This is a genomic window from Kitasatospora sp. NPDC059973 (genome assembly GCF_042737525.1).
GTDB lineage: Bacteria > Actinomycetota > Actinomycetes > Streptomycetales > Streptomycetaceae > Kitasatospora.
The window spans coordinates 1-12,614 of record NZ_JBHWUI010000209.1; the positions used below are offsets into that span (position 1 = coordinate 1).

Genomic DNA, 12,614 nt, shown 5'->3' on the forward strand with positions numbered 1-12,614 from the left:
GCCCCCGAGCGGTTGCTCGGGGGCCGGCGGCCGTGGTCGGGTCTGGTCAGATGACCGTCTCCGCCTCCAGGTAACGCTCCTGCGGCACGGTCTTGAGCTCGGCGACGGCCTCGCCGATCGGCACCAGGTTGATGTTGGTGCCCTGCAGTGCGGTGATGTGGCCGAAGGCGCCCTTGTGAACGGCCTCCACGGCGTGCCAGCCGAACCGGGTGGCCAGCACCCGGTCGTACGCGGTCGGGGTGCCGCCGCGCTGGGTGTGGCCGAGGATCACCGGGCGGGCCTCCTTGCCGAGCCGGTGCTCCAGCTCCCGGGAGAGCTGGGTGGCGATGCCGGTGAACCGCTCGTGGCCGTAGATGTCCTTGCTGCCCTCTTCCCAGTGCATGGTGCCGGGCTCGGGCTTGGCGCCCTCGGCGCAGACCACGATCGCGAACTTCTTCTGCCGGTCGAAGCGCTCGCGGACGACGGCCGTGAGCTTGTCGATGTGGAACGGGCGCTCCGGGACGACGATCGCGTGGGCGCCGGCGGCCATGCCCGCGTTGAGCGCGATCCAGCCGGTGTGCCGGCCCATGACCTCGACGACCATGACCCGCTGGTGCGACTCGGCCGTGGTCTTCAGCCGGTCCAGCGCGTCGGTGGCGACCGAGACCGCGGTGTCGAAGCCGAAGGTGACATCGGTGCACGCGATGTCGTTGTCGATGGTCTTCGGCACGCCGACGATCGGCAGACCGGCGTCGCTCATCAGCTTGGCGGCCTTGAGGGTGCCCTCGCCGCCGATCGGGATGACCGCGTCCAGACCGAGGTCGGCGCAGTACCGCTTGGCGCGCTCGACACCGTCCCGCAGATGGCTCGGCTGCACTCGCGAGGAGCCGAGGATGGTGCCGCCCTGGGCGAGGATGCCGCTCACCGAGTCCAGGGTCAGGGGGCGGTGGACGCCCTCCAGGAAACCTCGCCAGCCGTCCTCGAACCCGATGATCTCGTCGCCGTGGTCGACCACCCCCCGGTGGACCACGGAGCGGATCACCGCGTTCAGGCCGGGGCAGTCACCGCCGCTGGTCAGCACTCCAATACGCATTGCTTTGCAACTCCCGAGCAGAACCGAGGAACGGCCGGACTACAGGCTGGGACGACGAACCGTCACCGTAGCGGTCGGTTCCCACACCGTGATGGCGGGGAGATGACCGAGGGGTGAAGGACCGGTCGATCCGGACAGAACGCCCGAAAACGACCGTGCAGTCGAGCATACGACCCCTGCGTCCGGCCGGGCAGGAGCCGACGCGGGAGCGGCGCCGTCGGCGCCCCCGCGCGGAAGTGCAGCCTGCTGCCGAGGAGGGTGTGCAGCCGGCATCCCCATTGTCGTACGTCCGGGCCCGCCCGTGGACCGGATGACCGCATCGCGGGCACCCGGTCGGAGCGGGCCGGCGTACTACGCGGGGCGCGAAGTGGCCGCGATGCGCTCGGCGCGCAGCGCGTCGTACCAGGTGGTGTCGGCCGGCGGCAGGGCGTTCACGTCCAGCGCCAGCTTGATCAGCATGTCCGCGACCGCGGGATTGCGGGCCATCACGGGGCCGTGCAGGTACGTCCCGAAGACGGTGTCCCGCCAGGCGCCCTCGGTGCCGTCACCGGTGCCGTTGCCCCGGCCCGCGGTGACGGTGGCCAGCGGCTGGACGCCCTGGCCGAGGTGCGTGATGCCCTGGTGGTTCTCGAAACCGGTCAGCTGCGGCAGGGCCAGGCGCGGGTCGACGTCGGCGAGCACGTCGCCGACGCAGCGGGCGCCCTCGCCGCGGGTGGTCCAGACGTCGAGCAGGCCGAGGCCCGGCTCGCGCTCGCCGAGGTCGTTGACGAACTCGTGGCCGAGGATCTGGTAGCCGGCGCAGACGGCGAAGATGATCGCGCCGTTCTCGGCGGCCCGGACCAGCCCGCTGTCGCCCCGCAGGCGCTCGGCGGCCAGCCGCTGCGGCCGGTCCTCACCGCCGCCGATCAGGTAGATGTCCCCGCTGGTGGGCACCGCCTGGTCGGAGCGGACGTCGATCCTGGTCACGTTGAGGTGGCGCTGGCGGGCCCGGCGCTCCACGACCAGGGCGTTGCCCCGGTCGCCGTAGGTGCTGAGCAGGTCGGGGTAGACCCAGACCACGCGCAGGCTGCTCTCACTCATCCTCGAAGGCCTTCCGTCGTGAAGTGGGCTGCTGGGCCGGGCATCAGCCGGCCACGACCTTCCGCAGCTGCTGGAAGGCGGTGTAGTTGGCGATCGCCTCGATCCGGCCGGGCGGGGCCATCCGGACGGCCTGCTCCAGCGAGTCCACCACGTGGAACTGCAGTCCGGCGACCTCCAGGCGGACGGCGAGGTCCAGCTTGCGCTGGCCCATCACGAAGACCGGGTGCCCGGCGAGGCGCTCGTAGTCGACGTCCCAGAGCCACGAGGTGTCGGTTCCGTCGGCGTCGAGCGCGTTGACGGAGAGGATCACCGGCGCCGGCGGGCCGTCGATCAGCGAGAAGGTCTCCAGCCAGCCGGCCGGGTTCTTGGCGAGCAGCAGCCTGATGTCCCGGCCCTGGTACTGGACCACGTCGTAACGGCCGGCCACGGCCGTCACCGACTGCATCCGCTCCAGCGCCACCTGCGGCGGGACGCCGAAGACGGCGGCCACGGCGGCGGAGCTGGTGGCGTTGGCCAGGTTGGCGCGGCCGGGCAGCTGGAGCTGGATCGGCCAGGCGCCGCGCTGCGGGTCGATCACGTGGGTGCCCTGGAGCGCCCAGTGCGGGTTGGGGCGCCGGAAGCCGCAGTCCTGGCAGAACCAGTCGTCGCCGGGGCGCTGCATCACGCCGCCGCAGGCGGGGCAGGACCAGGCGTCCTCCTTCCAGGCCTGTCCGGCGGCCACCCAGACCACCTTCTTGCAGGAGGAGGCGGCCCAGGTCACCAGCGGGTCGTCGGCGTTGGCGATGACCACGGCCTCGGTGTCCTGGAGGCCCTCGCGCCACTTCTCGGCCATCATCCGGGTCTCGGCGGCGCGGTCCAGCTGGTCGCGCGAGAGGTTGAGCAGGGCGATCGCCTTGGGGTGGGTGTCACGGGCCACTCCGGCCAGGTACTTCTCGTCCACCTCGATGACGCCGAAGCGGGCGTCCGTGCCGCCGGCCAGGGCGGAGGTGATGCCGGCCGGCATGTTGGCGCCCAGGGCGTTGGAGACCACCGGGCCGGCGGCGCGCAGCGCCTCGGCGATCAGCCGGGTGGTCGTGGTCTTGCCGTTGGTGGCACTGACCAGCACGACGTCCAGGTGGTCGGCGAGGGTGGCGAGCAGGTCGGGGTCGAGCCTCAGGGCGATCTTGCCGCCGATCACCGAGCCGCTGCCTCGGCCCGCCTTCTGGGACAGGGCGGCGGCCACCTTGCCGGCCGTGACCGCGATCTTGGCGCGGGCGGGCAGCGAGGCGTCGCGTGCGCCTGTGGGCTCCGATTCGGTGCCTGCCATGCTCAGTGGTTCCTCCTTGCTGCGGCACCGCCCGGGGCCGGATAACGGGCCGTCGGGCGGCGGGGACGGGGCCAGCCTACCGACTCCGCCGCCCGGCTCGACGCTCCGGACCCCGCGCCGCCTGCTGCGACGGCGCCGGCTGCCTCGTCGGCGCCGCTCTGACGCGGCGTCAGAACGGGCGGTGTACGGAGGGGCCTTGCCCTGCGGGGGACGCCTCGGCCGGGCCGGTCGGTTCCCCCGGTGCGCGCCTGAGACGGGCCCGCCGAGCCGCCCGGCGGGGCCGGTCCGGGCCGGGCGCGCGACGGTCCGGGCGGCGTGATCGCCGCCCGGACCGGTGTGCGTGCCGAGGCCCGCGGTGAGGATCCGGTGAAGACCGGACTACCTGCCCGGCCGGGTGGGCCAGGGCACGGGCAGCTCCTCGGCGGCCTCCGCCAGGTGCGCGGTGATCACCAGGGTGCCCTCCTCGACCTGGTAGTCCAGCGGCGCGGCCAGCTTGCGCATGGTGGCGATCAGCCCGGTGTTGGAGGAGTGGGTGACGGCGTAGACCGTCTCCACCCCGGCCTCCAGCGCCAGCGCGGCCATCCGCCGCATCAGGTCGAGCCCCAGCCCGCGCCGCTGCCAGTCGTCCTCGACCAGCACCGCGACCTCGGCGCTGCCGTCGTCCCACATCAGGTGCCCGAGGGCGACGATCCGCCCGTCGGGGGCCTCGACCGTGAGGGTCTGGCCGTGCCGGGCGTCCAGCAGGTGGTCCAGATAGCGGTCGGCGTCCCGGACCGGGCCGTGGTAGCGCCGGCGCAGGGTCTCCGGGGAGCAGCGCCCGTGCATCGCCAGCGCCGCCTCCCGGTCGCCCTCGTCCGCGCGCCGCACGGTCAGGTCCGCCCCGGCGGGCAGCCGCAGCCGGGCCCGGACGTCCGGCACCCGGGGGCCGAGCAGGGTGTCCAGCTCGACCAGGGCCTGGGCCCGGGCGAACTCGGTCGGGGTGAACGGCAGGTGCGGGCGGCTGAGCTCGATGAGGTCGCCGGAGGGCACCGGCAGCCGCATCAGGTGCCCGTCCACCCCGGCGCCGCCGCGCCGGGCCGCGCCCGGGTACTGCCGGATGGCGCACTGCCCGAACAGCCGGCGCAGCGCGATCGGCAGCTCGGCGGCGTCCAGCGCGGTGCGGGTCGCCAGTGCCAGGACGTGGGTGGGCACGTCCACCAGGTCGTGCGCGTCGGCCGGGTCGGTCCAGATGTCGTGCCCGCCGGCCGACGCCACCAGCGCGGCCAGGTCGGTCCGGGTGAGGGCGTGCGGCGCCCGGACGAAGAACTCGTCCACGGTGCCGTTCGGCAGCGGGTGGGACTGCATCGAGATGATGTTCACCTGCCGCTCGGCGAAGGCCGTGCAGACCCGGGCCAGACTGCCGGGGGAGTCCTGCACCGTGGTGCGGACCCGCCAGAGCGCGGTCTGCTCGAAGTCGGCCAGCGGCCCCTTCGGCCCCTCCGCCGCGTTCGGCGCGGGCGGGCCCGGCGGCGCCGACGCGTCCGGGGCCGGCGGGCCGTGCAGATGGTGCCGGTGTGACCACCAGGTGTGGAACAGCGCCGTGGCGAGCAGGGCCACCGCCGAGGCGGCGAGCACCACCGGGCCCTCCGGGCCGTGCACGACGAGCTTGGCCACCAGGTCGGCGGCGGTCACCGAGAGGAAGACCGCGGCCAGCTCCACGGTGTCGCGGCGCCAGCGGTGGGTTCTGGCGCCGCGCCGTTGGGCACGGGAGGGGGTCGGCGAGTGGTCGGTGGATTCGGTCGTCGTCAGAGGCTCCGTGTGCTCCATGCCATCAATCTGCCGCTCCGGTGTTTCGCGATCACGAATCCCCCGTGACCTGTCGGTAAATGTCTCCGGGCCTCGGTTACCGCTGCTCGCCGGCGAGCAGTTCGGCCGCGGCCGACTTCACCTCGGTGAGCAGCAGGGCGAGGTCCGCCTCGGTGGTCGCGGCGTTCAACAGGCAGGCGCGAAGCATCTCGTGGCCGTCGAGCCGGGCGCCGGTGACGAAGACCCGGCCGCGCCGCTGCACCGCGGTCGGCAGCTCCCGGTTGAGCGCGTCCAGCGCGGCGCCGTCCAGCCCGGCGGCGCGGTGACGGAACGCCACGATCGAGGTCTGCACCTCGGCCAGGAGCTCCAACTCGTCGTCCGCCTCGACGAGTTCCCCGAGGTGGCGGGCCAGCGCGGTGCACCGGGCGATGTCCCGGGCGATGCCGTCGCGGCCCCGGTGGGCGATGGTGGCCCAGACCTTGAGGGCGCGGAAGGGGCGGGTCTGCTCGGTGCCGTACTCGGAGAACCAGCCGAGCGCCCCGGCGGCCTCGTCGCGCAGGTAGGGCGGCACCAGGCTGAAGGTGGCGCGCAGCTCCTCGGTGTCGCGCACCAGCGCGCAGCCGCAGTCCACCGGGACGCCGAGCCACTTGTGCGGGTCGAGGGCGAGTGAGTCGGCCCGCTCCAGCCCGGCGTAGCGGTGGGCGATCAGCGGGTCCAGTACGCCGAAGGCCCCGTACGCGCCGTCCACGTGCAGCCAGAGGCGCTGCTCGGCGCAGACGTCGGCGATCGGCCCGAAGGCGTCCACGGCGCCGGTGCCGACCGTGCCGGCGGAGGTCACCACCAGGAACGGCAGCAGTCCGGCGGCCCGGTCCCGCTCGATCGCGGCCCGCAGGACGGCCGGGTCGAGCCGGCCGTCGGGGCCGGTGGCGACGGTGCGCAGGTGCCGGCTGCCCAGGCCGAGCAGCTCGGCGGCCTTGCGCACGCAGGAGTGCGTCTCGCCGGTGACGTAGCCGACCAGCGGCGGCATCCCGGCGAGGCCGTCCTCGCGGACGTCCCACCCGGCCGCGCGGGCGGCCCGGTCGCGGGCGGCGGCGAGGCAGACGATGGTCGCCATCGAGGTGCCCGAGGTGAGCAGCCCGCCGCCGGCCGGGTGGGGGAAGCCGACCAGCTCGGCGATCCAGCGGACCACGGCCCGCTCCAGGTGGACGTCGGCGTGGTCGCCGCCGGCCGAGCTGGGGTTCATGGCGGACGCGGCGAGGGTGGCGAGCACGCCGGCCGGCGCGGGGGCGGAGTTCACCCAGCCGAAGAACCGCGGGTTGCCGTTGCCCATCGGGTACGGCAGCACCTCCGCGTCGATGGCGGTGAGCAGCTCGGTGAGCGGCCGGCCGGCCGCGGGCAGCGGCGCGTCCAGCAGGGCCTGCCGGGCGCTGTCGTCCATCGGCTGCCAGACCGGGCGGGCGGGCAGGTCGGCGAGGTAGTCGCTGACCAGGTCGGCGGCGGCGTGCGCGGCGGCGCGGAAGTCCTCGGAGGTCACGGCGGGCTCCAGGTGGTACGGGGCCTGGTGGCGCGGCGTCCTCGGCGCACCCGGATCAGCCCGATCCTACGAAAGCGGGCCCGCGCCGTGCGGCGCGGGCCCGGCTCTGGGGGGAGGGGGTCAGTCCAGGGAGGCGGAGAGCCCGCTCGCCGAGCGGCAGTAGCCCTGCATCTCCTTGTTCGTGATCTTGGCGCAGAGCCGGCCGGCCGCGCCGCCGTCGGTGTAGTTGACCGTGTAGTAGCTGACCAGGCCCTCGGCGCAGGCCTTGCGCTGCCAGCCGTCGGCGGCGGTCGCGCACTGCTCGGCGGCCCAGTCCTCGCGGTCCAGGTTGTACTTCATGGTCCGCGAGCCGACGCCCCGGCTGCAGTCCACCGCGCCGCCGCTCGCCTTGCCGTTGAGGCACCACTTCAGCGCCTCGCCGTAGACCTCGGGGTGGTTCGGGTAGTCGTGCGAGGAGAGGAAGAAGGTCGGCGCGTAGAAGTAGCAGGCGGACTGGTAGAGGGCCGGCTGGTCCTTGCACGGGTAGAGCGGGTCCTGCGCGAGCTTGTCGGCGGGCAGGTTCGCCTTCGCCTTCTCGTCCTCCTCGTCCGGGCCGAAGAGCTGCATGAACAGGCCCTCCGAGCAGCGGATCCGGTTCTGGTCGGTGGTGAACTTGTTGCAGAGGTCGCGGGCCTTGGCCACGTCCTGCTTGGCGACGAACATCGTGCCGTGCCCGACGCCGTGGATGCAGGGGCCGGTGTTCTTGGGCGCGCAGAGCTTGAGCAGGTCCACCTCGGGCTGGGCGGAGGCGTTCAGCATCTCCTCGACCGCGCCGTGCAGGTAGCCGGCCGCGCAGGTCTCGTGGGGGAAGGAGATGACCTTCTGGAAGTCGGCGTTGTACCGCTTGACCGCCTCGTGCCCGAGCTCGTGCGCGATCGGGTGGCAGAACCGGACGGTGTACGGCAGCTGCTTGGTGATCCGGTCGAGGTCCGCCAGCGCCACCCCCGGGTCGCTCGCCTGCATCTCGGCCATCATCTTGTTGCGCAGCGTCGAGCGGGTCCAGACCGCCGGGTCACCGGTCGGGGTCGCCGTCGCGGCGCCGCCGACGGGGGGTGCGTTGGAGCCGGCCGCGGTGGCGGCGCCGGGGGCGGTCGCCGAGGTGCCCGTCGCGGGGGTCCAGTCGGTGACGGCCACCGACCCGAGGCCCAGCACTCCCAGCAGGAGGGCGGTGAGAATCGCGAAGACTCGCGGCTGCATGGCGGAGATCCCCCGGCGGATCGAGACGGACGGTTCGCTCCCCATCCTGACGCCACGGGGGCGGGAATCCGCGTTTTGGGCAGCCATTCGGGAGGTGTCGGCGACGCTATCGCACGTCGCACCCGGTCAACGAAGCGGGATGCCCGGCGGTCACCACCCGGACGGCGGGCACCCGGCACGCCGCCGTCCGGAGGTGACGGCGGCTCACAGTTCCAGGGAGACCTGGTACTCCGTCAGCCAGGCGTTGAGGTCCAGCGCCAGGTCGACGCCGAGCCGGACGGACTGCGGGTCGGTGTCCGGCGCGAGTGCGTCGGTGAGCGCCCGGCGGTCCAGCAGGCCGAGCACGGGGGCGCCCGGGTCGGCGGCGAGCTCGGCGAGTTCGGCGCGCAGCAGCGCCGGGTAGTGCGGGTCCTGGACGACGGGGTACGGGCTCTTCACCCGGTCGGCGATCTCGGCCGGCAGCAGGTCGCGGACGGCGGCCCGCAGCAGGCTCTTCTCCCGGCCGTCGAAGCTCTTCATCGCCCAGGGGGTGTTGAAGACGTACTGGACCAGCCGGTGGTCGCAGAACGGCACCCGGACCTCCAGGCCGTTGGCCATGCTCATCCGGTCCTTGCGGTCCAGCAGGACGCAGACGAAGCGGGTGAGGTTGAGGTAGGAGATCTCGCGCATGCGGCGTTCCACCGGGTCGGCGCCGGGCAGGTGGGGGACTTCGGTCAGCGCCTCGCGGTAGCGGGCCCGCCGGTACTCGGCCACGTCGAGCTTCTCGGCCAGCCCCCGGTCCAGCAGTTGGTCGCGCGGGCCGGCGCCGGTTCCGCCGAGCTGGGTGACCGCGTCCACCCACGGGAAGTCGTCGGCGGCGACCAGCTTCGGGTCGTGGTACCAGCGGTAGCCGCCGAACAGCTCGTCGGCGGACTCGCCGGACAGCGCCACGGTGGACTTCTCGCGCACGCCCAGGAAGAGCAGCAGCAGCGAGACGTCCATGTCGCCGAAGCCGCCGGGGGTGTCCCGGGCCCGCAGTACGGCGGAGCGCTGCGCCGGGTCGGTGAGCGCGGCGCTGTCCAGCTCGATGACGTGGTGGTCGGCGCCGACGTGCCCGGCCAGCATCCGCGCGTACGGGCCGTCCGGGGTGGACCGGACGGCGTCGGCCCGGAAGCTCTCGCTCTGGCCGGTGAAGTCGACCGCGAAGGAGCGCACCGGGCCGGCTCCGGCCGTCCGCAGCGCCCGGGCGGCGATGGCGGTGACGGCGCTGGAGTCGAGCCCGCCGGAGAGCAGCGAGCAGAGCGGGACGTCCGCCTCCAGCTGGCGGTGGACGATGTCCTCCAGCAGGGCGCGGACGGTGGCGACGGTGGTCTCCAGGTTGTGGGTGTGCTCGCGGGCCTCCAGCGCCCAGTACCGCCGGGTCGTGACGCCCTGGCTGCGCACCCGGACGACGTGGCCGGGCCGCACCTCGGCGATCCCCCGGTAGACGGTGCGGCCGGGGGTCCGGCTGACGGCGAGCATCTCGCGCAGTCCGTCCAGGTCGACCACCGCCCGGACGTCCGGGTGCGCCAGCAGGGCCTTGGCCTCGGAGCCGAAGACCACGCCGTGCGGCGTCCGGAAGTAGTGCAGCGGCTTGACGCCCATCCGGTCGCGGACCAGCAGCAGCTCCTGGCGGCGGGAGTCCCAGACGGCGAAGGCGAACATGCCGTTCAGCCGTTCGGCCAGGCCCTCGCCCCACTCCAGGTAGGCGTGCAGCACCACCTCGGTGTCGCTGCGGGTGCGGAACCGGTGGCCGGCCGCCTCCAGCTCGGCGCGCAGCTCGCGGTGGTTGTAGACCTCGCCGCTGTAGGTGAGGGCGGCCAGTACGCGGCCGTCGTGCTCGACGGTCATGGGCTGGGTCCCGCCCTCGATGTCGATCACGGCGAGGCGGCGGTGGCCGAGCGCGGCGTGCCGCTCCAGGTGGGCGCCGCCGGCGTCCGGGCCGCGGCAGAGCTGGGTCAGCGTCATCGCGTCCAGCACTGGACGCTGGGCGGTGAGGTCGCGCTCGAAGTCGACCCATCCGGTGATCCCGCACATCAGCAAGCCTCCGGTCTTCCGCTACGCATCTCCGATGCGTATGCGGAGTATCACGCTACGGGGCGTAGTGGTGCCGCTACAAGGGTGTGTCGGCCGGGTGGCGAGCCGGCGCCGGTGGGGGTGGCGCGCCGCCCCCCGAGGGCCGGACGGGGCTTCGGGCGCCCCGCGTGCTCCGAATGTCGCAAGGCCTGCCCGAAATCGGGCAGGATCTTTGATCTCGCGGCTCGGTCCGGCCTAGGCTCCCCATTCGTGTCCAGCTCACCCGGCTCCTCGCACCCTCACGAAGACCTGCTCGCCCACCTCACCCGGACCAGCCCGCTCGGGCCCCGCGAGGCGGCGCGGGTGGTGGCGGAGGTGCTGGCGTACTTCTCCGAGACGGCCGAGGAGTACGTCCGCCGCCGCCACGGCGAGCTGCAGGCACGCGGCCTGACCAACGAGAAGATCTTCGCCCGGCTGGCCGAGGAGCTGCCCGCCCGGCGCGTCGCGGCGCCCGGGCTCTCGGCCCGCCAGCTGCGCCGGATCGTCTACGGCTGACCGCCGTCGCCCCCTCGCCCTCCCCGTTCAAGGAGTCCACCCAGATGTGCGGAATCGTGGCCTACATCGGCCCCAAGGACGCGACCCCCTTCCTCCTGGAGGGCCTGGCCCGGCTGGAGTACCGCGGCTACGACTCGGCCGGCGTGGCCGTCACCGGCCGCACCGGCGGCCTCAAGCTCCGCAAGGTCAAGGGCCGGGTCGCCGACCTCGCCGCCGCCGTGCCGGCCCGGTTCAAGGGCACCACCGGCATCGGGCACACCCGCTGGGCGACCCACGGCGTGCCCAGCGACGCCAACGCCCACCCGCACCTGGACAACGCCGAGCGCATCGCCGTCGTCCACAACGGCATCATCGAGAACGCCGACGAGCTGCGGGCCAAGCTGACCGCCGACGGCGCGGTGTTCCGCTCCGAGACCGACACCGAGGTGCTCGCCCACCTGATCGCCGCGCACGCCGCCGAGGGCGCGGAGCTGGAGGACGCGGTGCGCGCCGCGCTCGGCAAGGTGGTCGGCACCTACGGCATCGCCGTGCTCGACGCGGAGCAGCCCGACCGGATCGTGGTCGCCCGCAACGGCAGCCCGATCGTGCTCGGCATCGGCGAGAAGGAGATGTTCGCCGCCTCCGACGTCTCCGCCCTCGTCCGCTACACCCGCCAGGTCGTCCACCTGGAGGACGGCGAGCTGGCCACCGTCCGCGCCGACGGCTTCCGCACCTTCACCGAGGACGCCCGCACCACCCACCGCCAGCCGTCCACCGTCGACTGGGAGATCGACTCCTACGACACCGGCGGCTACGAGCACTTCCTGCTCAAGGAGATCCACGAGCAGCCCGGCTCGGTGGAGCGCACCCTCAGCGGCCGCCTCGACGAGCGCTTCGCCACCGCCCACCTCGGCGGTCTCAACCTGGACGCCCGCGAGCTGCGCGAGATCCGCCGGGTCAAGATCCTCGGCTGCGGCTCCGCCTACTACGCCGGCGAGATGGGCGCCCAGCTGATCGAGGAGCTGTCCCGGATCCCCGCCCACAGCGAGCCGGCCTCGGAGTTCCGCTACCGCAACCCGGTGATCGAGGCGGACACCCTGTACGTGGCGGTCAGCCAGTCCGGCGAGACCTACGACACGCTCGCCGCCGTCCAGGAGATCAAGCGCAAGGGCGGGCGGGTGCTCGGCGTGGTCAATACCGTCGGCAGCGCCATCGCGCGCGAGTGCGACGGCGGCATCTACCTGCACGCCGGACCGGAGATCTCGGTCGCCTCCACCAAGGCCTTCACCTCGACGGTGGTCGCCTTCGCGCTGCTCGCCCTGCACTTCGGCCGCATCCACGACCTCTCGCCCGCCGACGGCCGCCGGATCGTGGCCGGGCTGAAGGCGCTGCCGGACCAGATCCGGGAGATCCTCGCGCAGGGCGAGGAGATCGCCGAGCTCGCGGCCGCGTACGCCGAGTCCGAGGGCATGATGTTCATCGGCCGGGTCCGCGGCTTCCCGGTGGCCCGCGAGGGTGCGCAGAAGCTCAAGGAGATCTCCTACGTCCACGCCGAGGCCTACCCCGCCAGCGAGCTGAAGCACGGCCCGCTCGCGCTGATCAGCCCCGAGCTGCCGACCGTCGCGCTGGTTCCGGACGACGAGCTGCTCGACAAGAACCTCACCACCCTCGGTGAGATCAAGGCCCGCTCCGGCCGCGTGCTGGCCGTCGCCCACCGCCGGCCCGAGGCCAAGCTCGCGGACCACTGCGTCCTGGTGCCCAAGAGCGAGCCGGAGCTGGACCCGCTGCTCCTCAACATCCCGCTCCAGCTGCTGGCCTACTACGCCGCGGTGGCCCTGAAGCGCGACGTCGACAAGCCGCGCAACCTGGCGAAGAGCGTGACGGTCGAGTAGCGGCCGCCCGGCCGCACGGAACCGGCCGCCCGGGTGCGTCGCGCGCCCCGGCGGCCCCGCCGGTACCGGAGATTATTGTCTATGGCAAACATCTCGGCCAACATTCGAAAGAAGCTTTATTATGTCAACAAACAAGACCTT

Annotated in this window: 9 protein-coding genes; 2 read left to right on the plus strand and 7 right to left on the minus strand. The window is 73.3% G+C overall.

The genetic code is table 11. The features are described from left to right. Positions 1 to 46 precede the first annotated feature (46 nt). From ACFWA9_RS34790 to asnB, 7 genes are all read right to left on the minus strand, one after another. Positions 47 to 1,072, minus strand: coding sequence for a 6-phosphofructokinase (locus tag ACFWA9_RS34790; protein ID WP_329491007.1), 1,026 nt, complete (start codon positions 1,070 to 1,072; stop codon positions 47 to 49). A gap of 351 nt (positions 1,073 to 1,423) precedes the next feature. Then, positions 1,424 to 2,152, minus strand: coding sequence for a glutamine amidotransferase (locus tag ACFWA9_RS34795; RefSeq protein ID WP_329491008.1), 729 nt, complete (start codon positions 2,150 to 2,152; stop codon positions 1,424 to 1,426). 43 nt (positions 2,153 to 2,195) lie between these two features. Beyond that, complete coding sequence (locus ACFWA9_RS34800; protein WP_329491009.1) at positions 2,196 to 3,458, minus strand: MurT ligase domain-containing protein; 1,263 nt, start codon at positions 3,456 to 3,458, stop codon at positions 2,196 to 2,198. A gap of 378 nt (positions 3,459 to 3,836) precedes the next feature. Then, on the minus strand, positions 3,837 to 5,264 hold the full coding sequence (locus ACFWA9_RS34805; protein WP_380392773.1) for a GNAT family N-acetyltransferase: 1,428 nt from the start codon (positions 5,262 to 5,264) through the stop codon (positions 3,837 to 3,839). 76 nt (positions 5,265 to 5,340) lie between these two features. Beyond that, positions 5,341 to 6,777 carry a pyridoxal phosphate-dependent decarboxylase family protein gene (locus ACFWA9_RS34810; protein ID WP_380392775.1) on the minus strand — a complete coding sequence of 479 codons (1,437 nt, stop codon included), beginning with the start codon at positions 6,775 to 6,777 and terminating at the stop codon, positions 5,341 to 5,343. A 120-nt stretch (positions 6,778 to 6,897) separates the two neighbouring features. Continuing rightward, on the minus strand, positions 6,898 to 8,013 hold the full coding sequence (locus ACFWA9_RS34815) for a hypothetical protein (protein WP_380392778.1): 1,116 nt from the start codon (positions 8,011 to 8,013) through the stop codon (positions 6,898 to 6,900). A gap of 204 nt (positions 8,014 to 8,217) precedes the next feature. Further along, positions 8,218 to 10,068: an asparagine synthase (glutamine-hydrolyzing) gene (asnB, locus tag ACFWA9_RS34820; RefSeq protein ID WP_380392781.1), complete on the minus strand. Its 1,851-nt coding sequence runs from the start codon at positions 10,066 to 10,068 to the stop codon at positions 8,218 to 8,220. A gap of 249 nt (positions 10,069 to 10,317) precedes the next feature. On the opposite strand from asnB, the gene ACFWA9_RS34825 reads away from it, so the two are divergent. Then, on the plus strand, positions 10,318 to 10,602 hold the full coding sequence (locus ACFWA9_RS34825; RefSeq protein ID WP_329491014.1) for a hypothetical protein: 285 nt from the start codon (positions 10,318 to 10,320) through the stop codon (positions 10,600 to 10,602). 44 nt (positions 10,603 to 10,646) lie between these two features. Further along, entirely contained in the window at positions 10,647 to 12,473 is a 1,827-nt protein-coding gene (glmS, locus tag ACFWA9_RS34830) for a glutamine--fructose-6-phosphate transaminase (isomerizing) (RefSeq protein WP_352294277.1), read from the plus strand. The last annotated feature ends 141 nt before the right edge of the window (positions 12,474 to 12,614 follow it).